The organism is Kitasatospora sp. NPDC058478 (genome assembly GCF_042720345.1).
In the GTDB taxonomy this organism is placed as follows: Bacteria; Actinomycetota; Actinomycetes; order Streptomycetales; family Streptomycetaceae; genus Kitasatospora.
Window position 1 is genome coordinate 125275 of record NZ_JBHXML010000006.1, and the last position, 26437, is coordinate 151711.

Genomic DNA, 26437 nt, shown 5'->3' on the forward strand with positions numbered 1-26437 from the left:
ACGGGTAGTGGCAATCCGACGGGCCGTGGGGGCGGCCCTGGTCGTGCTGTTGGCGGGGGCCGCGGGCTGTAGCGGTTCGACCGCCGGATCGGCCAAGGGATCACCCGGCGGCCCGGGCGGCGGCGCATCGGCCGGTGCCGCGGCCGGCGGGACCGCCGCCGTACCCACAGCCGCGCCCACCGCCTCCGCCGCGAACCCGGGCACCGGCCCCGCGAGCCTCGCCCAGCTCCCCGGCCAGGCCTTCTACGTCTCCGGCCAGACCAACGCCGCCCGGCAGGTGACCGCCCTGCGCGGCCAGGGCCGGCCGACGGAGGCCGACACGCTGCTGCGGATCGCCACTCAGCCCTCCTCGCAGTGGCTCGGCGAGCAGGGCGCCAAGGAGATCGCCGAACAGGTCAGCCGCCGGGCCGCCGAGGCGGACCGGACGGCGGTCTTCGTCGCCTACAACATCCCGCACCGCGACTGCGGCCTGTACTCGGCCGGCGGCGCCGCCGACGCCGCCTCCTACCGGGCCTGGATCAGCGGTGTCGCGGAGGCCCTCGGCGACCGCAAGGCCTGGGTGGTGCTGGAGCCGGACGCCGTCGCGCACACCCTGGACAGCTGCGGGATCAAGGGCGACCTGGCCGCCGAGCGGTACGGCCTGCTGGCCTTCGCCGTGCAGGAGCTGAAGAAGCGTCCGCAGGTGCGGGTCTACCTGGACGCGGGCAACCCCGGCTGGTCGCAGGACCCGGCCGAACTGTCCACCGCGCTGCGCAAGTCGGGGATCGCGGCGGCGGACGGCTTCGCGGTGAACGTCGCCAACTTCTACGACACCGGCCGCAACACGGCCTACGGCGGCCAGCTCTCCGCCGCCCTGGGCGGGAAGCACTTCGTCATCGACACCAGCCGCAACGGCAACGGCCCGCTCGGCGGCGACGCCTGGTGCAACCCGCCCGGCCGCGCGCTCGGTGAGCGGCCGACCGCCGACACCGGCCGGGCCGGGGTCGACGCCTACCTGTGGATCAAGAACCCGGGGGAGTCGGACGGCGAGTGCGGGCGCGGCGAGCCCCGGGCGGGCGAGTTCTGGCTGCCGTACGCGCTCGGCCTGGCGCAGGCCGCCCGCTGAGGGGGGGGCTGGTCCGCGCCAGTGCCGTGACGCACCAGTGCGGGTCCGTACCAGTGCGGGTCCGCACCGGCGCGGGTCCGTACCAGGCCGTGACGCACCCGGTGTCGTTCAGCCGGTCACCTGGATCCAGCGCGCGACCGACGGAGTGCCGGCGGCGTCGGTCAGGAACAGCATGTACCAGCCGGGCGGCAGCAGGTTGGGGTTGGCGGGGAGCGTGAGCGAGACCCCGTCGGCCGTGCGACCGCTGATGTCCAGGGCCACCGACCGCTGTTCGACGTCGGTCACGTGGGTGACCGAACTCGGCCGGATCAGCTTGGCGGTGGCGACCGCGTCCGGCCGGGCGGTGCCGATCCGCACGGTGGTGCCGAGCTTCGCGGCCTCCGGCGCGGCGGCCACCTGTGGGCGGTCGCCGTGGAACAGGTACGGCGGGGTGTAGATCTCGATGCGCTGCTCGAAGCCGCCCGGCGTGGTCTCGGCCTTGTCCGCGAACAGCGGGTTGGAACCGAGCACGGCCACCCGGCCGTCCGGCAGCAGCAGTGCCTCGGAGTGGTAGTTGCGGCCGACGGCGGGCTCGGCGGCGGTGCTGAAGCTGTTGGTGTCCGGGTGGTACACCTGCGCCTTGAGCAGGTCGCTGGCGCCCCGGCCCCGGTAGCCGCTGGAGCCGCCGGTGGTGAACACGGTGTCGTCCGGGAGGATCACGCTGTTCAGGTAGCGGGTGCCGCCGGCCGGCAGGTCCGGGCCCGGGGTGAAGGCGGGCTTGGCGGCGGAGAGGTCGACGATGTCGGTGCGGGCGGTGGACAGCGGCGACTCGCCGACGCCCCCGCCGCCGAGCACCATCACCTTCTGGGCCTGCGCGGGCGGCAGCAGCACCGAGGACGAGGTCTCGGTGAGGGCGGGGTCGCGCAGGCCGGGGACGGGCTGGAAGCCGTTGTTCGACAGGTCCCACACCCCGGGGTCGCGGCCCTTGTCGGCCGGGCCGTAGCCGCCGTTGGAGCCCGAGTAGAAGAGCTTGCCGGAGGCGGTCAGGAAGATCGACGGGTAGGTCGGGAAGTAGCGGTCCGGGCCCTTGGACCAGGTCTTGTTCTTCGGGTCGTAGATCTCGTTGTCGTTGCCGTTGAGGATCTCCCCGGTGTCGTCCAGGCCCGAGACGGTGACCACCCGTCCGTCCCCCAGCCCGGTGAGCGTCGGGTACCAGCGGGCGTACGCCATGTCGGTGACCTGCTCGTACAGCTCGGTGTCCGGGTTGAACTCGAACGCGGAGCGGATGCCCTGGTACTCCTGCTTGTCCAGGGTCAGCTTCGTGCTCTGCCCGTACAGGTTGTGGGCGTCGACCCCGGTCAGGCCCTTGATCCGGTACTGGGCGGGGGAGTCGGTGACGTAGTCGGCGCCCTCGCCGACCGCCTCGACGAACACGTGCTGCTCGCCGGCGGTGACGACGGCCTGCTTGCCGGCGCCCGTCTTCACCGCGGCCGGGACGGTCACCGGCACGGTGGAGGCGTACTCGCGTCCGTTCGGGCCGACGAAGACGGTGCCCTTGGGGAACGTCCTGGCGCGCTCGGGGCTCTCGTTGCGCACCCGCATGACGCCGGCCGCCCTCTTCACCACGCCCGCCAGCTTCTCGTACCGCTGGGTGCCGCCGGCCACCAGGACGCGGCCGTCCGGCAGCGAGGCGTGGCCGCCGCAGAACATGTCGGCCGGGGTGGGTATCAGCTTGTAGGTGTTCGCGGCCGGGTCCCAGAGCAGGCTGCGGAAGCTGCCCGCGTCGAAGCGCTTCTCGTCGTTGCCGGAGCCGGCCACGATGAGGACCTTGCCGGTGCGCAGCAGCGTGGCGTGGACGGCGTTGACCCGGAACTCGGCGGGGAGCGTGAGAGTCTGCCAGTGGCCGTACTCCGCCTTGTAGTCGGGGCGGTTGATCACGTACTGGTGGTACTGCTGGCTGGCGAAGCCGAGGACGGCGGGCGCGTTCATCCCGGCGACGGTCAGCGCGACGGTGCTGCCGAGGGCGAAGCGCTTGGTCCGGCCGGTCTTGTGGATCTTCACGGTGGTTGGTCCCCTCGTGAGGTTCGGGAGCTCGTGAGGTTCGGGGTGGCTGGCGGTTCGGGTGTGCTGGCGGGTCGGGCGGCTTCAGCGGGTGGTGGTGGTGTGCTCCGCCCGGTCGGGTGCCGCGGGGACGCCCGGCGGCGCGGCCGGCGCGGCCGGGGCGACCGGTGCGGCCCGGCCGTGCCGGGGATCGCGGGCGTGCCGGGGGCGGCGCTTCTCCAGGACGACCCTAGGGGTCGCCGCCGGACCGCCGGTGACGGTGAGCGTGGCCGTGGGCCGGGTGCGCCGGCGGCGGACGGCGTCGCCGGCCAGCACCAGGATCGGCAGCACGGTCAGGACCAGGGCGATCCAGGCCCAGGTGCGCATCGCGACGTGGTCGTAGCCGGTGAAGAAGGAGGCCGCTATCGCGCCGCCGAACACCAGCGTCCAGAACAGGTGGAAGCGGAAGGTGCTCACCCGGTCCGCGCTGGCCGAACGGCCCTTCGGCGTCACCACGAAGCGGCTGCGCCGCCGCAGCAGCGCCTGCACCAGCGAGGCCGCGTAGACCGGGCCGCAGAGTGCGGACATCAGCATGCCCGCGACCCCGGAGGAGCCGGCCGGCTCGTGCGGGCTCACGTTGTGCTTGCGGTTCCAGGTGTAGAGCAGCAGTTGGAGCGCGGCGGCGTCGCTGTACAGCATCATCCAGATCTCGGAGGACACGTGGACCCCCGAGGCGCCGAACACCAGGTAGAGCACGCTGGACAGACCGCCGAGCAGCCAGGTGAGCGCCGCCATCGGGTAGAAGCCCACCATCAGCGAGTAGTTGAGCAGCCGCCCGGGCGACAGCCGCCAGAGCACCCGCCAGTACTGGGTGAGCAGGGTCTCGTAGGTGCCGCGGCTCCAGCGCAGCTGCTGGGAGAAGAAGTCGGTCCAGGAGGACGGGCCCTCGCCGACCGCGAGCACGTCCGGGGTGTACACGGATTTCCAGCGTTCACCGGTCTCGGCGTTCCGGCTCCGGTGGAACTCCAGGCCGGTCGCCATATCCTCCGTGATGGAGTCGTACAACCCGCCGATCGACTGGAGCGCACGGATTCTGACGGCGTTGTTGGTGCCGACGAACATGGGCGCGCCGTAACGGTTTCCGGCGCGCTGGATGAGTGCGTGGAAGAGGTACTGCTGGCTCTCGGAGAATTTGGTGACGGCCGATCCCGAGCTGCGGTAGTTCCCGTACACCTGGGGTCCGACCACGAATGCCACGTCGGGGTCGCGGAAGTAGCCGAGCATCCGCTCGCAGAAGTCCGGCAGCGGGGCGTGGTCGGTGTCCACCGAGACCCAGAAGTCGTAGTCGTCGCCGTGCGCCTGCAACCAGGCGTTGTAGTTGCCGTGCTTGGTGCCGGTGCGGAACCGGCCCTTGGGCTGGTTCCAGTACGGGCGGCCGAAGCGGCTGAAGTGGCGGACGCCCAGCTCGGTGCAGAGCGCCTGCATCGCAGGATCGTTTCCCTCGTCCAACAGCCAGACGTCGTACGGGCCGTCGTGCCGGACGGCGCGGGCCGCGACCAGCGTGGCCCGCACCATCTCCGCCGGCTCCTTGCCCGGCACGCAGGCGGTGACGAACGCGACCCGGGTGCCGGACTCCGGCGTCACCGGTATCGGATCGCGGGCGACGAGCGTGGCGTGGGTGTTGGACACGACGTTGACCAGCCGGAACACCTCGACCACGGCGATGATCCCGATCATCACCTGGTCGCCCAGCAGCACCAGGGTGTGCGTCTCGCCGGGGCGCTCCGGCCAGTGCTCCGGCAGCAGCAGCCACACCAGCAGCACCACCTCCACCAGCGGGGCCGCCACCATCAGCAGGGCGGCGCGGATCCGGTGCGGCTCGCGGCGCAGCAGGCTGCGGTACTGGACGCGGTAGGGGGCGGTGGCCTCGTGCGTGGCCTGGTGCACGGTCTCTTGTACGGCCTGGTGCGCGTGCCAGGGTGACGGCGGGGCTCCGTGGTGGGCGGGCTCGGGCCGGTAGACGCCGCCACCGAGGTCGTCCTCCTCGTCCGGGTCGTGCGCCGGGCCGGCCAGCCGGCTGAAGTGACCGTAGTCGTACGGGGCTTCGGGTACGGGAACGGCGGCCAGGTCGTCGTCGAGCCGCCGCCCGGCGCCTCGCCCGCGGGCCGTCCCGGCGTCCTTCTGTCGCGCGAACGGCGTGGTCATCGTCTGCTCCCCCCGGCCGGGGCCCGGCCGTGGCGGCGGGCCCGTTGGTGCGTGTTCAGACCGGGGGTATGCGATCCGCCGTCCCGTGGCGCGCCTGGCCGGCCGCGTTCGGCGGGGCTGGTCCGCTCCCCCCGGAGCTTTGCTTCGCCTTGCCTCTTGCCTCGAAAGCCGTCCCCGTGAAACACCGCCCGGTGGACCGCCGTTGTTTCCAAGCGGTTTTCGGGCCGTCATTCGCGTCATGCGTCTGCTTGCGCCGGTGGGCGTTTGCGAGCGGAATTCATTGCGCGCCTGCGGGGACTTCGAATGCGGATCCCGGCGCGCTCCCGGCTTCCCCTCCGGGCACGCGGGATCCACGGCGCCCCCAACTCTCCCGGAGGGCAACCGTGATCGCAACCGGTCTGGGAAATGATCACCGCGCAAGCATGAAGATCCTACGGTTCCCGGCCAATCCGCACCGCAGTGGTGCTAATGCAGCGAATTCGGCGGACGGGGCGACGGCAGCGGCGCCGCGGAGGCAAAGCGAACGGCCGGACCTCCCCGACGGGAGGCCCGGCCGCTGCTGCGGGGCGGGGTCGGTGTGTCCGGTCCGGTTGGTGCTGGCCGGTCCGGTCGACCCGGTCCGGTCAGAGCGGTGGAAGGAGGGCGGCGTCCGTCGCGGCCTGGACGTCCGCGAACCCCGTGCCCGGGGCCGTCTCCACCACCCGCAGCCCGTCCGGCGTCACGTCGATCACGGCCAGATCGGTCACGATCCGGTTGACAACTCCTCGGCCGGTGGCGGGAAGTGAGAGCTCCTCGACGATCTTCGGGGAGCCGTCCCGGGCGGTGTGCTCCATGACCACGATCAGTCGACGGGCCCCGTGCACGAGGTCCATCGCGCCGCCCATGCCCTTGACCATCTTGCCGGGGATCATCCAGTTGGCGAGGTCGCCGGCAGCCGAGACCTGCATGGCGCCGAGCACCGAGACGTCGATCCGGCCGGCCCGGATCATGCCGAAGGAGAAGGCGGAGTCGAAGTACGAGGCGCCGGGGGCGACCGTCACCGTTTCCTTCCCGGCGTTGATCAGATCGGCGTGCTCCGTGCCCTCGACCGGGTACGGGCCCACGCCCAGGATGCCGTTCTCCGAGTGCAGCACCACCTCGACGCCCGGCGGGAGGTGACTGGGGATCAGGGTGGGCAGGCCGATGCCCAGGTTCACGTACTGGCCGTCGCGCAGTTCGCGGGCGGCTCGGGCGGCCAGGGCGTTGCGCGGGTCGAGGCCGGGCTGCGGGTGGCGGACGGCCTGCGGCCGGTGGGCGGTCTGCGGGGTGGGCGCGGGGGACCGGGTGCTGGTCGGGGTGGACATCGGTTCAGGCCTCCTGGAGTGCGGGGCGGACGGTCCGGCGCTCGATGCGGCGGTCCGCGGGATCGGCGGCCACCACCCGGTCCACGTACACGCCGGGCAGGTGCACGGCGTCCGGGGCGAGCTCGCCCGGCTCGACGATCCGGTCCGCCTCGACCAGGGTGATCCGGCCCGCGGTCGCGCAGAGCGGGTTGAAGTTGCGGGCGGCGGCGTGGAACACGCAGTTCCCGTGCCGGTCCGCCACCTCGGCCCGGACCAGCGCGAAGTCCGCCGTGATGGCCTCCTCCAGCAGGTACCGGCGGCCGCCGAACTCCCGGACCTCCTTCGCCGGTGAGGCCAGCGCCACCGAGCCGTCCGCCGCGTAGCGCCAGGGCAGCCCGCCCTCCTCGACCTGGGTGCCGACCCCGGCCGGGGTGTAGAACGCGGGGACGCCGGCGCCTCCGGCGCGCAGCCGCTCGGCCAGCGTGCCCTGCGGGGTGAGCTCCACCTCCAACTCGCCGGACAGGTACTGCCGGGCGAACTCCTTGTTCTCGCCGACGTACGAGGACGTCATCCGGGCGATCCGGCCCGCCCGCAGCAGCAGGCCGAGCCCCCAGTCGTCCACCCCGCAGTTGTTCGAGACCACCTGGAGGCCGGTGGTGCCGGTGTCCGCCAGGGCGCCGATCAGGGTGCTCGGGATGCCGCAGAGGCCGAAGCCGCCGACGGCCAGCACCGCACCGTCGGGGATGTCCCCGACCGCGTCGGCGGGGGAGTCCAGGACCTTGTCCAAGGGATCACCTCGTGAGGAGTGGGATACGGGAGAGGGCACGCCCGGGCCGGGCCCTGCGGGAGGGCCCGGCGGGAAGACCCGGCGGGATGGCTCGGCGGCCGCCGCCGGACGGCTGCCGAGCCCCTCCACCGTCACCGGACGCGGGCCGCCGCAGCCATGGCGGCTCCCGCCATGGGCGGGTACCAGCCCGTGTCGGCCGGCCACACCCGGACGTCCGGGGAGCGGCGCCGCCCGGGTGGTATGTCGGCCAGAGCCACATCACGGTGGACCGATGCGTCGCCCGGGCACATGTCGCCAGTCCCACCGCACACCTACGGTTCCGGCATCCACCCCGCCGCACCCTCAGGAGTCGGTCATCATGCGCAGCTCGACAGCCCCCACTCGGCCCGCCTCCGGCGCCCGCCCGGGCGAGACCCTGACCGGCGGCCCGGCCCGGAAGCTCGCCGCCGTCGCGGCGTGCGTCCTGCTCGCCGCGGGCTGCGCCAAGGCCGGCACCGCCGGGACGGCCTCGGCGGACGGCGGTGGTGCGAAGAGCCCGGTCAAGGTCGGCCTGGTGTACTCCAAGACCGGACCGCTGGCCGCCTACGGCAAGCAGTACCTGGAGGGCTTCAAGGCGGGGCTGAGCTACGCGACCAAGGGCACCGGCGCGGTCGACGGGCACAAGGTCGAATTCGAGGAGCAGGACGACGCGGGCGACCCGGCCAAGGCGGTGTCCGCCGCCAAGGACCTGATCGGCAAGGGCTACAAGGTCCTGGCCGGCTCCACCGCCTCGGGCGTCGCCCTCCAGGTGGGCCCGATCGCCGCCCAGAACAAGGTGCTCTTCGTCAGCGGCCCGGCCGCCGCCGACAAGGTCACCGGTTTGAACAAGTACACCTTCCGTTCCGGCCGCCAGTCCTTCCAGGACATCCGCACCGCGGCCTCGTTCATCGGTGACGCCAAGGGCAAGAAGGTCACCGTGCTCGCTCAGGACAACGCCTTCGGACAGGCCAACGTGGCTGCCGTCAAGGCCGTGCTCGGCGCCCAGGGCGCGACGGTCGACCAGGTGCTCGCCCCGCCGAGCGCCACCGACCTCACCCCGTTCGCCACCCAGGCCAAGACCGCCAAGCCCGACCTGCTGTTCGTCGCCTGGGCCGGCGACAGCTCCTCGGCCCTGTGGACGGCGCTCAACCAGCAGGACGTGTTCGCCGACACCAAGGTCGTCACCGGCCTGGATCTGGCCGCCTCCTACCCGCTGTTCGGCCCGGCGGCCGAGAAGATCTCCTTTCTGAACCACTACTTCAGCGGCGCCGCCGGCACCCCGGTGGAGAAGGCCATGGACGAGGCCGTCACCGCCGCCGGCGGGAAGACCGACATCTTCACGCCCGACGGCTTCACCGCCGCCCAGCTGATCGTGCACGCCGTCGAGGCCAACCACGGCTCCACCGACGACACGTCGGCCCTGGTCAAGGCGCTGGAGGGCTGGAGCTTCGACGGGGTGAAGGGGCGCACCACGGTGCGCGCCGAGGACCACGCCCTCCTCCAGCCGATGTTCCAGGCCCGGCTGACCGGTACCGGGGCCGCCGCCAAGCCCTCGGTGGAGAAGACCCTGACCGCGGACGAGGTGGCGCCCCCGGTCACCCCGATGGCGGGCTGATCCCGATGCCTGCTCCCACCGCCCCCACTCCTTCCCGGGCTGGTTCCCCGGCCCCGGCCCCGGCCACGGCCTCGCCCGCCCCGGTGCTGCGGCTGGACGGACTCGGTTGGTCCGTCCGCGGGGTGCCGATCGTCGAGGACGTCTCCTTCTCGGTCGGCGAAGGCGAGTTCATCGCCTTCATCGGCCCCAACGGCGCCGGCAAGACCTCCCTCTTCAACCTGATCTCCGGCATCTATCCGGCGACCCACGGCAGCCTCCACCTCGACGGTGTGGACGTCACCGCCGAGGCCGTGCACGCCCGGGCGCGCCGCGGCCTCGGCCGCACCTTCCAGACCTCCTCCCTCTGGCCGGGGATGACCGTCGCCGACCACGTCCGACTGGCCGCCCAGGCGGCGGCCGGACCACGCGCCTCGTACCGGCTCTGGCGCCGTGCCGACCGGTACCAGGAGCAGCTGGCCGAGACCCTCCACCGCACCGAACTCACCCACCGTGCGGACACCTTGGCGGGCGCGCTCTCGCACGGCGAGAAGCGCAAACTGGAACTGGCCGTCCTCCTCGTCTCCGATCCGCGGCTGATCCTGCTGGACGAGCCGATGGCGGGGGTCAGCGCCGAGGAGGTGCCGGCCCTCACAGAGCTGATCCGGTCCGTGCACCGCGACCTGGGCCGGACCGTCCTGATGGTCGAGCACCACATGGACGTCCTGCTCGGGCTGGCCGACCGCCTCGCGGTGATGCACCACGGCACGCTGCTCGCGCTGGACACCCCCGAGGCCGTGATGGCCGACCCGACCGTGCAACAGGCCTACCTGGGCGAGGCGCTGTGACCTCCTCTCCGCTCCCCTCGCCCGGTTTTACCTCCACCGCTGCCGCCGCCTCCGCGGCCGTGCCTACGTCTCCTGCCGCCCCTCTCCTCTCCGTTCGCGATCTGCGGGTGGTCATCGGCGGGCTGCACATCCTGCACGGTGTCGACCTCGACGTGGCCCCCGTCGGGGTCACCGCGCTCCTCGGCCGCAACGGCGCCGGCAAGACCACCACCGTCAAGGCCGTGATGGGCCTGGTGCCGCGCACCGGAAGTGTCCGCTTCTCCGGTGTCGAACTCGCCTCCCTTCCGACACATCTGGTGGTCCGTCATGGCATCGGCTACGCGCCCGAGGACCGGGGGATCTTCGCCGGCCTGACGGTCGCCGAGAACCTCCGCCTCGCCGAGCGCGTCGTCCGGGGCGGGGGCGAGACGGACGAGCCGAACTATCCGCTCGTCCACGAGCTCTTCCCCGAACTCAAGCAGCGGGCCGGCCAGTTGGCCGGGACGCTCTCCGGCGGCCAGCAGCAGATGGTGGCGATAGGCCGGACGCTGCTCAACCGCAACCGGTTGATCATCGCCGACGAGCCCACCAAGGGTCTGGCGCCGAAGATCGTGGCCGAGGTGGCCGAGGTCCTGGCGCGAGCGGCCGAGGCCGTGCCCGTTCTCCTGGTCGAGCAGAACCTCGCCCTCGTTCGACGGCTGGCCGGCACCTGCGCCGTCCTGGCCGACGGCCGTACCGCCCACCGGGGCGACACCGCCGAGCTGTTGGCCGACGAGGAGGCCGCCCGCCGCCTGCTCGGCGTCGGCTCCCGTCACCCGCTCGCCGGCGGACCCCGGCCCGCCGCTTCTCCGGCCACCCCTGTCGTCACCGCGGAGGTGAAGCCCTGATGGACACCGTCGTCCTCCTCTCCTGTACCGGACTAGGTCTTGGTGCGCTGTACTTCCTGGTCGCCTCCGGTCTGTCGTTGATCTTCGGTCTGATGGACGTGCTCAACTTCGCGCACGGCGCCCTGCTCTCCATCGGCGCCTACGCCACCTGGTGGGCCGGCACCGAGGCCGGCCTCTCCTTCTGGCTCGCGGTGCCGTTCGGCACCCTGGTCGGAACGGCCGCCGCCGTCCTGCTGGAGCTCTTCCTGATCCGCCCGCTCTACAGCCGGCCGCGCGATCAGATCCTCGCCACCGTCGGGGTCGGGCTCGCCGTGCCCGCCCTCCTGATGGGGGTCTGGGGCGCGGACGCCCGCCCCTTCCCCCAGCCGGCCGTGCTCTCCGGCACCTGGCACGTGCTCGGTGCGACCGTCCCGGTCAACCGCTTCGTGCTCGTGGCCGCGGCCGCGCTGCTGCTGCTCGCTCTTCGGTTGTTCCTCGCCCGTACCCGCTACGGGCTGATCGTCCGGGCCGGCGTCGAGGACCGGGCCATGGTCACGGCGCTCGGCATCGACGTCCGGAAGGCGTTCACCCTCGTCTTCGCCATCGGCGGGGCGGCCGCCGCGCTCGGCGGTGCCCTCGGTGGCCTCTACTTCGGTTCGGTCAATCCCGGCCAGGGGACCGGCCTGCTCATCTTCGCCTTCGTCGTCGTGGTGATGGGCGGCATGGGCTCCGTCACCGGGGCCGCCGTCGCCTCCGTGGGCGTTGGTCTCGTCCAGCAGTTCGCCAACTACTACACCGGCGCCGGGCTCGGCGACCTCTCGGTCGTCGTCCTGCTCGCCGTGCTCCTTCTCGTCCGACCCCGTGGACTCACCGGGAGGCTCGCGTGAGCGCCGAAACTCCGATCACGAGCACCGGTGGCCCCGCGGCCGACCGCAGCGCCGCCACCATGGCAGGGGGGACTGACACCAGCCCTGCCATGACCGCCATGCTGGCAGAGGGGACTGACACCAGCTCCGCCGACACCGTCACTGTGGCAAGGGGGACTGACACCAGCCTTGCCGAGACCCATTGTGAACACACGACCGACCTCGGCGCCATCCCTCGAACAGGTGATTCAGTCACTAATCGCTGGACACCGATGCACAGAGCGCTACGCTGGTGGCCGATCGCCCTGCTGATCACGCTCCTTGTCGCCCCATATAGTGCGCTTCCCGTCCCGGGACTGCTCGACGGCCCGCTCGGCAGCCCCGGCAGCCTGCAACTGCTCGCCCTGTGCCTGCTCTACGGGGCCCTCGCCTCCGGCTACGACCTCCTGCTCGGCCGTACCGGACTGCTCTCCTTCGGCCACGCGCTCTACTTCGCGACCGGCCTCTACGCCACCGACCTCGGGATGCTGGAACTGAGACTGCCGTTCGCCGCCGCGGCGGTCTTCGGCGTCGCCTGCACCGTCGCGCTGGCCCTGCTGCTCGGCTCGGTCAGCCTCCGCGTCACCGGCATCGGCTTCTCCATGGTCACCCTCGCCTTCGCCCAGGCCGGCTCGATCCTCGTCCAGCGCAACCCCGGTGGCGTCACCGGCGGTGAGGAGGGCCGCTCCGCCCCGGCCGACCTGCTGCCCTCCGGCCTGCTCGGGATCGAGAACACCGCCAACCTCTACTGGATCGCCGTCGGCTACCTGGTGCTGACGGTCGCCGTGGTCCACTGGGCCGTCAACTCGCCGGCCGGCCGGGTCTGGGAGGGGATCAAGGAGAACGAGCGCCGGGTGGAGGTGCTCGGACTGCGCCCCTACGGCTACAAGTTGGTCGCCTTCGTGCTCGCCGGCGGCCTCGCCGGGCTGGGCGGGGTGGTCTACCTGCTGCTGACCGGCGGCGCCACCCCGCAGGCCGCCGGCTCGGACGCCACGCTCGCCCTGCTGGTGATGGTGGTGCTCGGCGGCTCGGGGACCCGCTGGGGTCCGCTGCTCGGCGGTGTCCTCTACACCTGGGCCAGCCACCGGCTCGGCGACCTCGCCAACTCGACGACGATCGCGGACCTGCCCGCGGTCCTGCGGGTGCCACTCTCCCAACCCCTGTTCCTGCTGGGCACCCTGTTCGTCGCGGTGGTCTACCTGCTGCCCGGCGGCCTGGCTAGACTGCCTGCCCGCATTCGCGCCGCCCGATCCGCCCGTGCGGTCCGCACTCCGGCCGCTGCCCGGACCGCCCGTCCCACCGGAGGTACCCCCGCGTGAGCCAGTCGCCCCTGAAGCCCGAGGAGTTGACCGTCGCCGTGCCCGGAGGGGAGCTGGCGGTCCTGCGCTGGCCCGCCGCCGAGCCGGGCGCCCCGACGATCGTGGCGGTGCACGGCATCACCGCCAACGGCCTCGCCTGGTACGAGGTCGCCCGTCAACTCGCCGGGCGGGTCACCCTGCTCGCGCCCGACCTGCGGGGGCGCGGCGGGAGCCGCGCGGTCGCCGGGCCGTACGGGCTGGCCCGGCACGCCGACGACGTGGCCGCACTGATCACGGCCCTCGGCACGGGCCCGACCACCGTGGTCGGCCACTCGATGGGCGCCTGGGTCACCGCTCTGGCCGCCGTCCGGCACCCGGAACTCGTCCGCCGGGTGCTGCTGGTGGACGGCGCGCTGACCTTCCCGCTGCCGGAGGGCATCCGTGAGGAGGACGCGCTGGCCGCGGTGCTCGGCCCCGCGCTGGCCCGGCTGTCGATGACCTTCCCGGACCGGGACGCCTACCGCGAGTTCTGGCAGCGGCACCCGGCCTTCGGGACGGCCTGGTCGGCGGAGATCGACGCCTACACCCAGCGCGACCTGGTCGGTGTCGAGCCCGAACTGCGCTCCTCCTGCGTGCTGGAGGCCGTACAGACCGACGGCGCCCAGGTCCTGCTGGACCGGGACGCGGCCACCGCAGTGCACCGGCTGCCCTGCCCGGCCGAACTGCTCTGGGCCGAGCGCGGCCTGCTCGACGAGCCCCAGGGCCTCTACGACCACCAGCGGATCGGGCTGGCCGGGCTGGACCAGGCCCGGGTGCCGGCCTCGCTGGTGCCGGACACCAACCACTACTCGATCCTCTGGGGAGAGCCGGGGGCCGAGCGCATCGTCCGCGGCCTGCTCGCGGACGTCACCGCCGCGGGGTAGCGGGCCCGGCCCCGACGACGGCGGCTGGCGGGGTCCGTCCACCCCGTCGGCCGCGCCTGTCCCGGTCTGCCTTGTCCCGGTCTGCCCCGTCTCAGCCCGCAGCGCCGAGGAAGGTCTCCCAGCCGCCGCTCGGCGCCTGGCCGACGTTGAGCGTGCGCAGCTTGCGCAGGGTGGACTGGTCCTGCACCTCCAGCCACTCGACCAGCTGCCGGAAGGAGACCAGTCGGACGTCCGGCTTGCCCGCGATGGTCTTGAGGGTCTCCTCGACGGCGTCCATGTAGATGCCGCCGTTCCACTGCTCGAAGTGGTTGCCGATGAAGAACGGCGCACGGTTGCTGTTGTAGGCGCGGTCGAAGCCGGCCAGGTAGGAGTCCTTGGCCTGGGTGCGCCAGTCGTTGTACTTGGACGGGTCGCCCTTGGTGCTGCCCGCGGACTGGTTGGCCAGGATGTTGTAGTCCATCGACAGCACCTGGAAGGTGTGCCCGGGGAACGGGATGGACTGCAGCGGGAAGTCCCAGACCTTGCCGTCCTGCACCTTCTGCGGCCATATCTGCAGGCCGCCGGAGGAGCTGGCGTCGTACTTCCAACCCAGCTTCGCGGCCGTCGGCAGGAGCGCCTTCTGCCCCTCCAGACAGGGGGTGCGGCCGCCGATGAGCTCCTTCTTGTAATCGAAGGGGAGCGGGTCGACGTCGGTGAAGCCGGTGTTGGTCCGCCACTGGGTCACGAAGCCGATCGCCTGGTCGATCTCGCTCTGCCAGTCCTCCGGGGTCCACATGTTGACCCCGTTCTTGTCCGGGCGGCTGGAGCAGAAGTGCCCGTTGAAGTGGGTGCCGATCTCGTGCCCGGCCAGCCATGCCTGGCTGACGAGCTTGAGCGTGCTCTTGACCGCACCGTCCGACAGGTACGGGATGTCGGAGGCGCCGACCGAGTGCTTCGGCGGGTGGTACAGGTCGGCCTTGCCCTTGGGCAGGGCGTAGATCCCGGAGAGGAAGAAGGTCATCGTGGCCTTGTACTGCTCCGCCAGCTTGAGGAAGCGGGGGAACTGGCCGTCGTCGGTGCCACCCGCGCCGTCCCAGGAGAACACCACGAACTGCGGCGGCCGCTCACCGGGCTTGAGCTTCTCGGGCTTCGGCTGGTTCGGCTGCGGGCCGGTGTCGGCGTTGGAACCGTCGCCGATCGGAGTGCCCTTGGGCACCCCCGTCTTGGTCGGGTCGGTCGTGCCCGCCGGGGTGGTGCCGGGGCTGCCGCCGGTCGTGGGGGAGGAGGAGTTCTGGCTCGAACCGGATCCGCTGCTGGAACAGGCCGCGACCGCGCCGAGGGCCGCGGTCGCAGCGGTCGCACTGAGCACCGTCCTGCGCGAGATGCTGGTCATGGTCTCCCCTGGGTGCCGATGCCGGTGGTGAGGGCGGCCCGGGGCCGCACCGGTCAAATCGGGCAATTGATGAATTTTCCGCCGTTAGCATGCCATGTGGCCGCAGCGGCCACCAAGGCCGTCGACCCTCTACGAGAGTCAACACGTCAGCAGGGCCGGGCTGGGCTGCAAGGATTCGTCGTCTGTTGCCGTCCTGTGACGCTTCGCTCCTCGCGCCGCCAGGGGAGTACGGTACCGCCGGTCCGGCGGGGCGGGTCAGAGTTCGTCAGCGCTCGGTACGGCTCGTCGCCCGTCCGGGCAGATCTCGCCCATGGCGGGGGCGCGGCGAGGGGCGACCGGGGCCAGGGGTGCAGGCCGAGGCGCAGCGGTCAGAGCGCGGCGAGCCGTCGTCGGTTGCGGCGCACTATTCGCGCGATCGCGGTGCTGACGATGGTGGCAGCGGTGCAGGACACCGCGAGGCTCAGCCAGGCGGTGTCGAACCAGTGGCTGTTCAGCCAGCCCAGCGTCACGATGTAGGCGGCCCAGACCAGCGCCGCCAGAGCCGACCAGTGCAGGAAGCGGTGCGGGTGGGCGGGGGAGTGGCCGATGGCCACGTCCAGGACGGTCCGCCCGGCCGGGACGAACCGGGCGACCACCACCATGGCCGCGGCCGCCCCGTGAGGGCGTTCGACCAGGGCCTGTTGGACCCTGGTCACGCTGGCCGCCAGTTCCGGGCGCCGGGCGAGCCGGCGCTGGAGCAGCGGGGCGCCGCGCCGGGCGAGGTGCAGGAGGAGGAGGTCGCCGAGGAAGGAGGCCACTGCCACGCCCAGGCCGAGCAGCACCGGGGCGCCGTCGATCCGCGCCGTCTTGAGCACCGCCAGGATGACCAGTGTCCCGCTGGGGATGAAGGGCAGGAGGGCGTCTCCGAGCACGGCGAAGAGCGCCAGGGCGCAGATCCACGAGGATCCGATCGCCGCCACGAAGTTCAAGGCCTGTACTCCCTCCACGCCGCCCGGGGGAGCAGGTGGCCGCTGAGGTCAACGCTAGCGCCTCGACTTTTCATGCCATGAAGCACCCCGGTATGCCGCGGGTCACAGACCCCGGCCCCGACCTGCGCAAAGGCGCGAGCCCTCCACCCGGTGACTTCCGGCGCCGGCATGAAGTCGCCAGGCGTGTCCGACCGCTGGCTCTCCGTCATCCGAATGGTCGGTCGGCGGCACCGTACCGGGCCGTGCCCGCCGGCGCCGGGCGGGATCGAAGCGGGGCCGGAACGGGGCCGGCGTACGGGCCGGAGCGGGGCCGCTGCACGGGCCGCGGCGGAGCGGGCGTGAGGTCGGCGCGGTGGTCGGCGTGCAGGCCGGAACGTGCCGGATACGGGAACAGCCAGCCCGGCGCGGTGGTTGACCCCGGTCGGCAGCAGCGACCGCCGGGCCACCCGAGACCCGCGGTCGCCCACCAGGGCCGGCTCAAGAAAGCCAGAAGGGCGGACGGCATGACCACCGAGGACCAGCAGGAGCACCCGACCGAACCGCGGACCGGCGCGGCGATCCGGGGCACCGCCCGCGGCACGGCGCCCGCCCCGCTCTCCATCCTCGACCTGGCCACCGTGGGCGTCGGCTACACGCCCGCCGAGGCCCTGGCCGCGACCACCGCGCTGGCCCGCAACGCCGAGCAGTGGGGCTACCACCGCTTCTGGGTGGCCGAGCACCACGGCATGCCGGGAGTGGCCAGCTCCACCCCGGCCGTCCTGCTCGCCCACCTCGGCGCCAACACCACGACCCTGCGGCTGGGCTCGGGCGGGGTGATGCTCCCCAACCACGCCCCGCTGGCCATCGCCGAGCAGTTCGGCCTGCTGGAGGCCCTGCACCCGGGCCGGATCGACCTGGGGCTCGGTCGCGCCCCCGGCACCGACCCGGCCACCGCCCGGGCGCTGCGCCGCGGCCGCGCCGAGGGCGCCGACGACTTCCCGCAGCAGCTCGCCGAGCTGACCCACTTCCTCGACGGCGACTTCCCCTCCGGCCACCCCTACGCCCAGCTGACCGCCGTCCCCCAGGGCGACGGGCGCCCGCCGGTCTGGCTGCTCGGGTCCTCCGGCTTCAGCGCCCAGCTGGCCGGCCGCCTCGGCCTGCCGTTCGCCTTCGCCCACCACTTCAGCAGCGTCAACACCATCCCGGCGCTCGACCTCTACCGGGAGTCCTTCCGGCCCTCCGCGGTGCTCGCCGAGCCGTACGCGCTGATCGGTGTGAGCGCGGTCGCCGCCGAGGACGAGGGTGCGGCCCGTCGCCTCGCCCGCTCCGCGGCCCTCGGCATGCTCCGGCTGCGGCGCGGCAACCCCGGCCCGATCCCCACCCCGGAGGAGGCCGAGGCCTACCCGTACAGCCCGGCCGAGGCGGAGTTCATCGACAGCTGGCTCGACAACGTGGTGCTCGGCGCCCCGGGCGAGGTCGCGGACGGGCTGGAGGCCCTGCGCAAGCGGACGGGCGTGGACGAGCTGATGGTCACTTCGCACATCCACGGCCACGAGGCCCGGCTCCGCTCCTACGGCCTGATCGCCGAGGCGTACGGCCTGACGGCGGAAGCCTGACGGTCGAGGCCTGAGTACGGAAGGCCTGAGCACGGAAGGCCTGGGCGGAGAGGCCCGGCCGCCGGGTCCGCAGCGGGGCCGGCCCCGGTTACCGGCTGGTGTCCGGGCCGGGGCGGTCCTTGCGGAGTATGGCGGCGACGAGCTCGGCCTCGCCCGGCCGGGCGAAGTACCAGCCCTGGGCGGTGTCGCAGCCGGTCAGCCGCAGCCGTTCGGCCTGCGCGGCGCTCTCGATGCCCTCGGCGGTGACGGTCAGGCCGAGGGTGTGGGCCAGCTGCACCATCGCGCCCACGATCTGCTCGTCGGCGTCGCTGCGGCGGGAGCCGAGCTCGGGGAGTTCCGAAGGGTTCGTCGCCGGGGCCGGGTCGCGGAACCCCTCGATGAAGGTGCCGTCGAGCTTCAGGACGTGCACCGGCAGTCGGGAGAGGTAGGCCAGGTTGGAGTAGCCGGTGCCGAAGTCGTCGATCGCGATCCGCACGCCCATGTCCGCGAGCGCCTGGAGCGCCTGCAACGGCCGTCCGCCGGGGCCGAGCAGGGCGCTCTCGGTGATCTCCAGCTGGAGCAGCCGGGCCGGCAACCCGGTGCGTTCGAGGGCGCGGGCGACGTCGGCGACCACGTCGGAGTCCCAGATCTGGCGCGCGGCCAGATTGACGCTCACGAAGGTCTCGGTCTCGGGGAACTCGGTGAGCCACTGCCGGGCCTGGCGGCAGGACTCCTCCAGTACCCAGGTGCCGAGGGGCACGATCGCGCCGGTCTCCTCGGCGAGCGGGATGAAGCGGTCCGGAGAGAGCGTCCCGTAGCGGGGGTGGCGCCAGCGGACGAGGGCCTCCGCGCCGTGGACGGCTCCGTCGGCCAGGCCGACCAGCGGCTGGTACTCGATGGTGAACTCGCCGCGCTCCAGGGCGGGCCGCAGTGCGGTGGCGAGGAGCTGGCGGGTCAGCTGGTGGGCGCCGCGGTCCGGGTCGTAGAGGGTCCAGCGGGCGCGGCCGTCGGCCTTGGACCAGTAGAGCGTGGCGTCGGCGTCCTTGACCAGGTCGGTCGGGGTGGTCTCGTGCACGGACCGTTCGACGACGCCGACGCTGGCCGTGATGACCAGCCGGTGTCCGGCGACGTCGAAGGGGTGTTCCAGTTCCTGGAGGATCCGGGCGGCCAGGTCGGTCAGTTGGTCGCTGCCCCGGCTGTCGGTGACCAGGACGGCGAACTCGTCGCCGCCCATCCGGGCCACCAGGTGGGCGTCGTGCCCGGAGAACCCGCCGCGCAGCCGGGCGGCGACGGCGATCAGCAACTGGTCGCCGATGTGGTGCCCGAGCGTCTCGTTGATCGCCGCGAAGCCGTCGAGGTCCAGATAGCAGACGCCGACCCGGCGCCCGTCCGCCGGCGCGAGGACGGTGTCGCTGGTGCCGGCGGTGTCGGTGGTGTCGGGAGCCTCGGCGGGCTCAGCAGTCCCGGTGGCCCCGGTGGCCGTGGCGCAGGCGGCGTCGAGCCGCTCGAAGAAGGACGTCCGGTTGGGCAGTCGGGTCAGCGGGTCGTGCAGGGCCTGGTACTCCAGACGGTCACCGAGCCGGCGCTGCTCGGTGATGTCCTCCACCAGTGCGAGGGTGTAGAGCGGCTGGCCGGCGCCGTCCCGGATCAGCGAGACGGTGACCTTGCTCCAGACGGTGCGGCCCTCGCGGTGCTTGAGCTGCTTCTCCACGCGGAACCGCTCCCGCCCGCCGTGGACGAGTTCGGGGAAGAGCCGGTGCGGCATGCCCTCCGGATCGATGATCTCGTGCAGGTGGGTGCGGACCAGTTCGCCGACGCTGCGTCCGATCAGGGCGGCGAAGGCGGGATTGACCTCGATGATCCGGTCTTCGGGGTCGATCAGGGCCATCCCGATGACCGCGTCGCAGAAGGCGGCCCGGAATCGGGATTCGCTGGCCCGCAGCGCGGCCAGCAGGCGGTCGCTCCCGCCGTTCTCCTGGCCGGGGCCGTCGACGGCGCTCCGGTGGGTGCCGTCGGTCAGCGGCGCCGAGCAGGTGGGGCAGAGCAGCATCCCGGGGTCGTCCAGCACGGTTCCCGCCGCACTCGCCGCACTCGCCGTGCCGACGGCCCGGCCGCCGGTCGCGACAGCACCGACGGCCGTGACGGAACCGACGACGCCGACCGGACCGACTGGACTGATCGAACCGACCGGACCAACCGGACTGGCCGGACCGACGGTGCTGATGTCCGGGCCCAGGAGGGGTGTTGTGAGGTGACGGTGGTGCGGTGTTTCCTCGTGCCGCACGCCCGGGTGGTGTGCGTCGGCCCCCTCGTTCTGGCCCGGCACGGCATGCTCCCGTCCGCTGCTGACGTTGGATGCTGGTCCGGCCGGCCGATCGGGACTCCGGCGGCCGGCTCCGCACTCTGTCGCGGTCCTCGGAGTCGGTCCGGTGCGGGGCGCCCGCCGTGGGGCGCTGTCGCGCGGAGACCCGCGTGAAGAACAGGGCGCTGCGGCCGATCATAGGCCGCGGCGGCAACGGGCGGTGACCGCCGCCAGGGTGATTCGCCCGCTTTGTGATCATGTGCGGCGGTACGCGCAGACGCCCCCGGTGCACATCACATGATGTGCGCCAGGGGCGCGTGCGCCGAGATCGCGCCCCCGGGCGCCGACCGCGCGCCCGGAGCGGCCGGAGCGCGCCGGGATCCGCCGGGGTCCGACGGGATCCGTCGGGGCGTCAGGCCAGCTTGGCGGTGAGGGTGATGGTGGTGCCGGTGAGCGCCTTGCTGACCGGGCAGTTGGCCTTGGCGTCCTCGGCGGCCTTGGTGAAGTCGGCCTCGTCCAGTCCGGGCACCTCGCCGGTGACGGTCAGGTGGATGCCGGTGATGCCGGTGCCGGGCTGGAAGGTGACGTCGGCCTGGGTGTCCAGCTTGACGGGCGGGGTGCCGGCGCCGGTCAGGCCGTGCGAGAGGGCCATCGAGAAGCACGCGGAGTGAGCGGCGGCGATCAGCTCCTCCGGACTGGTCTTGCCGTTGGGCTGTTCGGCCCGGGCCGGCCAGGAGACGGGATACTCGCCGATCCCGGACGAGGCGAAGGTCACCTGCCCCTTGCCGTCGAGCAGGTTGCCTTCCCAAGCGGTGCGGGCGGTGCGGGTGGTTGCCACGATCGGTACCTCCATTACTGAGGGACTGCTGAGTCGTCACTTCCGGTCATGCGCGCACCAGCCTACGGGGCGGCCCCCGTTCGGCCCGGGGCGGCGCGGGCCCGGATCGGCGCCGGGTGCCGGGCGGTGCGGGCAATGTCCGGATTGTGGACGGATCCGCCAAAAGGTGCGGCTCCACCACGGGGGCCCTGTTAGATTTGCCCGGGCCCGAGCCCGGCCGCCGTACGGCCGGGTGCCCACTTCAGACACCGGGAGCCGCCCCGATGACGGACCACCCCACGACCCCCGACGCAGGCCTGACCGACGGGGTCGACGCCGCCGTGCGGGCGGAGCTGACCAGCCTGCGCGAGAGCATCGACAACATCGATGCCGCGGTGGTCCACATGCTGGCCGAGCGCTTCAAGGCGACCCAGCGGGTCGGCCGGCTCAAGGCCGAGCACAAGCTGCCGCCGGCCGATCCGGCGCGTGAGCGCGACCAGATCAAGCGGCTGCGGGAGCTGGCCGCCGGGGCCAAGCTGGACCCGGTCTTCGCCGAGAAGTTCCTGACTTTCATCATCGCCGAGGTCATCCGGCACCACGAGGCCATCGCCCGCGCCTGAGAGCGCACCCCCGAGGGGGGCGGTGGTGAGCCGTCGAGGACGGCCCCGGCGCCGCCCGGCCCGGACATGTCGGGGGCGGCTAAACGCCGGATTTCGTGAGGCTCCGGGGTTGGCGTAGCGTGCAGGTTCCCCCAGCCGGAGAGGTGGAGCAGCGACGATGGCGGTGAACCTGCCCGAAACGCCGAGCGATGCCGGGTCCGGTCCGGCCCCCGCCGCCGGACGCGGCCCCGGTGCTTCCGAGGCCCCTGACGCACCCGGAGGCCGCGCCGAGGCCCGCCGCCGTGCGCGCGGTTCGCGTGGCCGCAAGGCCCGGCGGACCGGGCGTCGGCCCCGGCCCTGGTGGATCGAGATCCCGGCGATGGCGGCGGTGGGCCTGGTGGTCGCGCTGCTGATCAAGACCTGCCTGTTCCAGGTGTTCACCATCCCGTCCGGCTCGATGGAGAACACGCTGCGGATCGGCGACCGGGTGGGCGTGAACAAGCTGGCGCCGCTGACCGGCTGGAAGCCGGAGCCCGGGCAGCCGGTGGTGTTCAAGGATCCGGGTGGCTGGCTCCCGCCGCAGCCCGTCGACTCGAACCCGTTCACCAACGCGGCCGGCTCGGTGCTGAGCTTCGTCGGCCTGGTGCCGCCGAAGGACGACAACTACCTGGTCAAGCGGGTCATCGCGACCGGCGGCCAGACCGTGCAGTGCACGGGCACCACGCTGACCGTCGACGGGAAGAAGGTCGACGAGCCGTACCTGCACCCCGGCGACGACTCCTGCGCGGGCCTGGACTTCGGGCCGGTGACGGTGCCCTCGGGCCACGTCTGGGTCGAGGGCGACCACCGCAGCGACTCGGCGGACTCCCGCTACCACCAGCGCGGTCCGGGGGGCGGGGCAGTGCCGGTGGACAACGTGGTCGGGCCGGTGTCGGCCGTGGTGTGGCCGCTCAATCACCTCGACTGGTTCGGCTGGGTCGGCCGCTGACCTGCCGCTCGGCGGCGACCCGCTCCGAAGAGTCCGGAGCGTCCCGGGTGTCCGGAGCGTCCCGGGAGTCCCGAGCACCCTTGGCGTCCGCGGCCGCCGGCTTGCCGGTCTGCGCCGCGAAGGCGCCGGTCAGCACGAGCAGGCCGCCCGCGATCTGCGGCAGACCGAGGTGCTCGCCGAGCAGGACCCAGGCCAGCACGGTGGCGACGACCGCCTCAAGGTTGGCCACCACCCCGGCGACCGGGGGCGAGAGGTGCCCGACGGCGATCACGCCGGTCAGGTAGGCGAGCACGGTCGCGATGAGGATCATCCAGGCGGCCGGGAGCAGCGCGGGCAGGGTGTGCCCGTTCATCACCACGGACCCGCCGAGCGTGCTCCAGTCGGCCTGCCAGGGCCGGGTGAAGACGGTGAGCAGGACGGCGCCGATCAGCAGCCCGAACGCGCTGACCGCCAGCGGGTCGACCGGGCGCTCGCCCCGGCGGCCGGCGTCGGCGAGCACGAAGTAGCCGACCTGGCAGCAGGCCGCGCCGAGGGCGAAGAGCACGCCCAGCGCGTCGAAGCTCAGGCCGTTCCAGACCTCCACCACGCAGGCCAGCCCGGCGACCGCGACGCCGGCGCCGATCGCGGCGCCCCGGCTGATCGGCTTGCGCTGGACGAGCTTGACGTAGCCGATGAGCAGCGGCGGTCCGAGGTACTCGATGAGCAGGGCGACGCCGACCGGGATGCGGGAGATCGCCGCGAAGTAGCAGGCCTGGACGCCGGCCACGGCGAGCAGGCCGAACCCGATCAGCAGGCCGGGGCGGCGCAGGACGGCGCCACGGTGGCGGTAGGCGATGGGGAGCAGGGCCACGGCGGCGCCGGTGACCCGGAGCCACACCACGTGCAGCGGTGAGAGGCCGGCCTCGATCAGCGGTTTCGCGGCGGTGCCGGAGCCGCCGAAGGCGAACGCGGAGACCAGCGCGAGGCTGAGGCCGAGGGTTCTGCCCGTGGGGAGGGTGGGCGAGGCCGTTGATCTGTGCACCGACGCATTGTGACAGTCATACCGGGCGTTCAGTAAGGTGCCATTCCGTCATTTGGTCCTGCACGGAACTGTGCGCAGCGGCGCACTCACCCAGCCTGCGCACGACCCTCCCGCCGTCCGCGCCCCCTCGCCGTCCGGGCCCCCCGCCGCCCAAGCCCCCCCGCCGCCCAAGCCTCCCCCCGCCGCTACCCGGCGTTCGCCCCCGCCCCGGTGAGCGTGTCCGGCCCGCCCGTGGGCTGGGTGGTCGGCTGCGTGGTCGGCGCCGTGGTCGGGCCGGTGGAGGGTGTCGGCCGGCCGGTGGGCCGCCCGGTGGGCCGCGTCGTCGGCGGGGCGGTCGGCTGCTGGGTGGCCGGGGGCACGGTCGGCGGGCTGGTCACGCCGCCGCCGCCGGAGTTCGAGCCGCCGGCTGGCGTGGTCGGACCCGAGCCCGAGCCCGAGCCGGCCCCGGCGCCGTCGCTCGGCGGGGTGGTCGGCGCCGCGGGGGCGGTCGAGCCGCCGTTCGAGCCGGTCCCGGTCGACGGGGTGGCGCTCGGCGAGGACGGGGCCGTCGGCAGATCGGTGGCGCCGGCGGAGTCGCCGCCGTCGGCCGGGGTCTGGAAGTCGCTGACCGGCACGCCCTTGAGCGCCGCCTTCATGTAGCTGGTCCAGATCTGCGCCGGGAACTGGCCGCCCGCCGCGCCGTCGATCCCGCCGACGCCGCTCAGACTGACCTGGGCCCCGTTGCCCGGGTCCTGGCCGAACAGGGCCACCGAGGTGACCAGCTCGGGGGTGTAGCCGACGAACCAGACCGACTTCTGGTCGTCGGTGGTGCCGGTCTTGCCTGCCACCGGGCGGCCCAGCGCCTTCGCTCGCCAGCCGGTGCCGCCCGGGTCGCTCACCACGCCCTGGAGCATCGAGGTGACCTGGTTCGCGGTGTCCGTGCTGATCGCCTGGGTGGTCTTGTGCGCGGGCAGCGGGAGGGCCTCGCCCTCGCGGTCCACGGACTGCACCAGCCACGGGGTGATCTGCTTGCCGCCGTTGTCCAGCGCCGCGTACACGCCGGCCATGTCGAGCACGCTCGGGGTGGCCGCGCCGAGCGGGATGGACGGCACCGGGTCGAGGCCCGGGGTGCTGCCGGGCAGGCCCAGCGCGATGCCGGTGTCCTTGACCTTCTGGAGCCCGGTGTCCTGGGCCAGCTGGGCGAACGCCGAGTTGACCGACCAGTCGGTGGCCTGCTGGAGGGAGATCTGGCCGTAGCTCCTGTCGCCCTCGTTCGGCGGCGCGTACGGGGTGCCCTTGCCGCCGCGGACCTTGCGGCCGCTGGTGCCGTCGTAGACGGTGCGCGGGGTGACGGTCCGGCCGTCCTGGGTCTTGGCGTTGTTCTCGAACGCGGCCGCCAGGGCGATCGCCTTGAAGGTCGAGCCGGCCTGGTAGTCCCGCCGGGTCGCGTTGTCGACGTAGTGCTTGACGTAGTCGACGCCGCCGTAGAGGGCGACGACCGCGCCGGTCTTCGGGTCCACGGAGACGGCGCCGGCCTGGGCGGCCGCGTCCTTCTTCCGCTTGTCCGGGTTCAGGGTGTCGCGCAGCTGCGCCTGGACGGAGTCCTGGAGGGCCTGCTGGCGGGCCGGGTCGATGCTCAGCTTGATCGTGTAGCCGCCCTTGGCCAGCTCGGTCTCGCTGATGACCTGGTTCGAGGTGAGGTACTGGGTGGCCTCGTTCACCAGGTAGCCGGTCTGGCCGGACAGGCCCGGGTTGGGCTGCGGGTCCTTGACGTCCGGGAACGTGATGGCGGACCGCTCCTCGGCGGAGAGCCAGCCCTCCTTGACCATGCCGTCCAGCACGTAGTTCCAGCGGTTGACGGCGTTCTGCTTGCCGGCCGGGGTCGCGGTGGCCACGTCGTAGGCGCTCGGGGCGTTCAGCAGGGTGGCCAGGTAGGCGCCCTGGGCGGGGTCGAGCGCGGAGGCGTCGACGCCGAAGTACGCGTGGGCGGCGGCCTGGATGCCGTAGGCGCCGCGGCCGTAGTAGGAGGTGTTCAGGTAGCCGGAGAGGACGTCGTCCTTGCTCTCGGTGGCGTCCACCTTGATGGCTATGAAGAGTTCCTTCACCTTGCGGGTGACCGACTGCTTCTGGTTCAGGTACGTGTTCTTCACGTACTGCTGGGTGATCGTGGAGCCGCCCTGGGTGCCCGCGCCCTTGGCGGTGTTGACCGCGGCCCGGAGCAGGCCCTGCACGTTGACGGCGCCCTCGTGGTAGAAGTTGCGGTCCTCGGCGGCCAGTGCGGCGTGCTGGGCGGCGGGGGAGACCTTGTCCAGGCTGACGTTCTGCCGGTTGGTCTGGCCGGTGCGGGTGATCACGGAGCCGTCGGCGTAGAGCCAGGTGTTGCTCTGCGCGGTCGCGGCGGCGTGCGCGTCGGGGACCTTCACCAGCGTGACCCCGAGCGCGAACAGGCCGACGCCGAGCAGCAGGGCCACGGCGAGGCCGAGCAGGCTCATCCGCCAGGTGGGGATCAGCCGGCGCCAGCCGGTGCGCTTCGGACGGCGGGGCTTCCTGCCGCCGGTCGCGGGGGCGGCGCGCTGGAAGCGTTTGACCGGTCGGAGGCCTGTCGACGGCGTGCGACGGCCGCTCTGGGCGTTCTCGGACAAGGCGCGGCCTTTCCTGCGGGCGGACCGGGTCGGCCTGCACGGACGGGGACATCGGTGGTTAGGGACCTTTGTCCCGATTCCGGTTTACTGCCCTGGACGAGCCGGGCGGGCCGATTGGCTCCACCGGAACGGCAATCGAGACCGACATCACACGCAAAACGGACGTCGAAGGCCAAAAAATTGAGGAGCCCCTCGCTGCTGCGAGAGGCTCCCCAAATGTCTGTGCGCCGCCAGGGACTCGAACCCCGGACCCGCTGATTAAGAGTCAGCTGCTCTAACCAACTGAGCTAGCGGCGCCTGCTGACCTGG

The 26437-nt window shown here is 72.8% G+C and carries 20 protein-coding genes and 1 tRNA gene; 10 read left to right on the top strand and 11 right to left on the bottom strand.

Features of this window, described 5'->3' with window-relative positions:
- Positions 1-7: 7 nt before the first annotated feature.
- Positions 8-1105 (top strand): glycoside hydrolase family 6 protein, encoded by a 1098-nt coding sequence (locus ACFWPT_RS05225; protein WP_380479650.1) that lies wholly within the window; start codon positions 8-10, stop codon positions 1103-1105.
- 108 nt (positions 1106-1213) lie between these two features.
- On the opposite strand, the gene ACFWPT_RS05230 is transcribed toward ACFWPT_RS05225, so the two are convergent.
- The 4 genes from ACFWPT_RS05230 to ACFWPT_RS05245 all read right to left on the bottom strand — a co-directional run bounded on the left by ACFWPT_RS05230 (position 1214) and on the right by ACFWPT_RS05245 (position 7438).
- The gene (locus ACFWPT_RS05230; RefSeq protein ID WP_380479652.1) at positions 1214-3145 is read right to left on the bottom strand and encodes a galactose oxidase-like domain-containing protein; all 1932 of its coding nucleotides are present in this window, start codon (positions 3143-3145) and stop codon (positions 1214-1216) included.
- Positions 3146-3229: 84 nt separating this feature from the next.
- Complete coding sequence (locus tag ACFWPT_RS05235) at positions 3230-5329, bottom strand: glycosyltransferase family 2 protein (RefSeq protein ID WP_380479654.1); 2100 nt, start codon at positions 5327-5329, stop codon at positions 3230-3232.
- 623 nt (positions 5330-5952) lie between these two features.
- Complete coding sequence (locus ACFWPT_RS05240; protein WP_380479656.1) at positions 5953-6672, bottom strand: 3-oxoacid CoA-transferase subunit B; 720 nt, start codon at positions 6670-6672, stop codon at positions 5953-5955.
- Between the two features lie 4 nt (positions 6673-6676).
- Positions 6677-7438, bottom strand: a complete 762-nt coding sequence (locus ACFWPT_RS05245) for a CoA transferase subunit A (RefSeq protein ID WP_363370186.1) — start codon at positions 7436-7438, stop codon at positions 6677-6679.
- Positions 7439-7796: 358 nt separating this feature from the next.
- Between ACFWPT_RS05245 and ACFWPT_RS05250 the strand changes: the two genes are divergently transcribed.
- From ACFWPT_RS05250 to ACFWPT_RS05275, 6 genes are all read left to right on the top strand, one after another.
- On the top strand, positions 7797-9071 hold the full coding sequence (locus ACFWPT_RS05250) for a substrate-binding domain-containing protein (RefSeq protein WP_380479658.1): 1275 nt from the start codon (positions 7797-7799) through the stop codon (positions 9069-9071).
- Positions 9072-9076: 5 nt separating this feature from the next.
- Positions 9077-9895: an ABC transporter ATP-binding protein gene (locus tag ACFWPT_RS05255; RefSeq protein ID WP_380479660.1), complete on the top strand. Its 819-nt coding sequence runs from the start codon at positions 9077-9079 to the stop codon at positions 9893-9895.
- A 59-nt stretch (positions 9896-9954) separates the two neighbouring features.
- Positions 9955-10761 carry an ABC transporter ATP-binding protein gene (locus tag ACFWPT_RS05260; protein WP_380479662.1) on the top strand — a complete coding sequence of 269 codons (807 nt, stop codon included), beginning with the start codon at positions 9955-9957 and terminating at the stop codon, positions 10759-10761.
- On the top strand, positions 10761-11627 hold the full coding sequence (locus tag ACFWPT_RS05265) for a branched-chain amino acid ABC transporter permease (protein ID WP_063349260.1): 867 nt from the start codon (positions 10761-10763) through the stop codon (positions 11625-11627). The genes ACFWPT_RS05260 and ACFWPT_RS05265 overlap by 1 nt, the downstream gene beginning before the upstream one ends.
- A 251-nt stretch (positions 11628-11878) precedes the next feature.
- Positions 11879-12964, top strand: a complete 1086-nt coding sequence (locus ACFWPT_RS05270; RefSeq protein WP_347878547.1) for a branched-chain amino acid ABC transporter permease — start codon at positions 11879-11881, stop codon at positions 12962-12964.
- Positions 12961-13866, top strand: coding sequence for an alpha/beta fold hydrolase (locus ACFWPT_RS05275; RefSeq protein WP_380479665.1), 906 nt, complete (start codon positions 12961-12963; stop codon positions 13864-13866). The genes ACFWPT_RS05270 and ACFWPT_RS05275 overlap by 4 nt, the downstream gene beginning before the upstream one ends.
- Before the next feature lie 91 nt (positions 13867-13957).
- Here the strand turns inward: ACFWPT_RS05275 and ACFWPT_RS05280 are convergent, their stop codons facing one another.
- Entirely contained in the window at positions 13958-15238 is a 1281-nt protein-coding gene (locus ACFWPT_RS05280) for a hypothetical protein (RefSeq protein ID WP_063349262.1), read from the bottom strand.
- Between the two features lie 368 nt (positions 15239-15606).
- On the bottom strand, positions 15607-16197 hold the full coding sequence (locus ACFWPT_RS05285) for a DedA family protein (protein WP_244293667.1): 591 nt from the start codon (positions 16195-16197) through the stop codon (positions 15607-15609).
- 512 nt (positions 16198-16709) lie between these two features.
- On the opposite strand from ACFWPT_RS05285, the gene ACFWPT_RS05290 reads away from it, so the two are divergent.
- Entirely contained in the window at positions 16710-17801 is a 1092-nt protein-coding gene (locus ACFWPT_RS05290; RefSeq protein WP_380372849.1) for an LLM class flavin-dependent oxidoreductase, read from the top strand.
- A gap of 88 nt (positions 17802-17889) precedes the next feature.
- On the opposite strand, the gene ACFWPT_RS05295 is transcribed toward ACFWPT_RS05290, so the two are convergent.
- Both ACFWPT_RS05295 and ACFWPT_RS05300 read right to left on the bottom strand, forming a co-directional pair.
- A complete protein-coding gene (locus ACFWPT_RS05295; protein WP_380479688.1) occupies positions 17890-19830 on the bottom strand; it encodes a putative bifunctional diguanylate cyclase/phosphodiesterase in 1941 nt (646 codons plus the stop codon).
- A gap of 664 nt (positions 19831-20494) precedes the next feature.
- Positions 20495-20920, bottom strand: a complete 426-nt coding sequence (locus tag ACFWPT_RS05300) for an OsmC family protein (RefSeq protein ID WP_063351385.1) — start codon at positions 20918-20920, stop codon at positions 20495-20497.
- A gap of 263 nt (positions 20921-21183) precedes the next feature.
- Between ACFWPT_RS05300 and ACFWPT_RS05305 the strand changes: the two genes are divergently transcribed.
- Both ACFWPT_RS05305 and lepB read left to right on the top strand, forming a co-directional pair.
- Entirely contained in the window at positions 21184-21519 is a 336-nt protein-coding gene (locus ACFWPT_RS05305) for a chorismate mutase (RefSeq protein ID WP_063349265.1), read from the top strand.
- Positions 21520-21676: 157 nt separating this feature from the next.
- On the top strand, positions 21677-22486 hold the full coding sequence (gene lepB / locus ACFWPT_RS05310) for a signal peptidase I (RefSeq protein ID WP_380479667.1): 810 nt from the start codon (positions 21677-21679) through the stop codon (positions 22484-22486).
- Here lepB and ACFWPT_RS05315 read toward each other — a convergent pair.
- From ACFWPT_RS05315 to ACFWPT_RS05325, 3 genes are all read right to left on the bottom strand, one after another.
- Positions 22449-23507: a DMT family transporter gene (locus tag ACFWPT_RS05315; protein ID WP_380479669.1), complete on the bottom strand. Its 1059-nt coding sequence runs from the start codon at positions 23505-23507 to the stop codon at positions 22449-22451. The genes lepB and ACFWPT_RS05315 overlap by 38 nt on opposite strands.
- A 185-nt stretch (positions 23508-23692) precedes the next feature.
- A complete protein-coding gene (locus tag ACFWPT_RS05320) occupies positions 23693-26128 on the bottom strand; it encodes a transglycosylase domain-containing protein (RefSeq protein WP_380479671.1) in 2436 nt (811 codons plus the stop codon).
- A 223-nt stretch (positions 26129-26351) separates the two neighbouring features.
- A tRNA-Lys gene (locus ACFWPT_RS05325) sits at positions 26352-26425 on the bottom strand.
- Positions 26426-26437 lie beyond the last annotated feature (12 nt).

Excerpts from the sequence above, each read along its gene's own strand:
- ACFWPT_RS05235 (WP_380479654.1), bottom strand. The coding sequence starts at position 5,329 with ATGACCACGCCGTTCGCGCGACAGAAGGACGCCGGGACGGCCCGCGGG.
- ACFWPT_RS05240 (WP_380479656.1), bottom strand. The coding sequence starts at position 6,672 with ATGTCCACCCCGACCAGCACCCGGTCCCCCGCGCCCACCCCGCAGACC.
- ACFWPT_RS05250 (WP_380479658.1), top strand. The coding sequence starts at position 7,797 with ATGCGCAGCTCGACAGCCCCCACTCGGCCCGCCTCCGGCGCCCGCCCG.
- ACFWPT_RS05255 (WP_380479660.1), top strand. The coding sequence starts at position 9,077 with ATGCCTGCTCCCACCGCCCCCACTCCTTCCCGGGCTGGTTCCCCGGCC.
- ACFWPT_RS05265 (WP_063349260.1), top strand. The coding sequence starts at position 10,761 with ATGGACACCGTCGTCCTCCTCTCCTGTACCGGACTAGGTCTTGGTGCG.
- ACFWPT_RS05270 (WP_347878547.1), top strand. The coding sequence starts at position 11,879 with ATGCACAGAGCGCTACGCTGGTGGCCGATCGCCCTGCTGATCACGCTC.
- ACFWPT_RS05280 (WP_063349262.1), bottom strand. The coding sequence starts at position 15,238 with ATGACCAGCATCTCGCGCAGGACGGTGCTCAGTGCGACCGCTGCGACC.
- ACFWPT_RS05290 (WP_380372849.1), top strand. The coding sequence starts at position 16,710 with ATGACCACCGAGGACCAGCAGGAGCACCCGACCGAACCGCGGACCGGC.
- ACFWPT_RS05295 (WP_380479688.1), bottom strand. The coding sequence starts at position 19,830 with ATGCTGCTCTGCCCCACCTGCTCGGCGCCGCTGACCGACGGCACCCAC.
- ACFWPT_RS05305 (WP_063349265.1), top strand. The coding sequence starts at position 21,184 with ATGACGGACCACCCCACGACCCCCGACGCAGGCCTGACCGACGGGGTC.
- lepB (WP_380479667.1), top strand. The coding sequence starts at position 21,677 with ATGGCGGTGAACCTGCCCGAAACGCCGAGCGATGCCGGGTCCGGTCCG.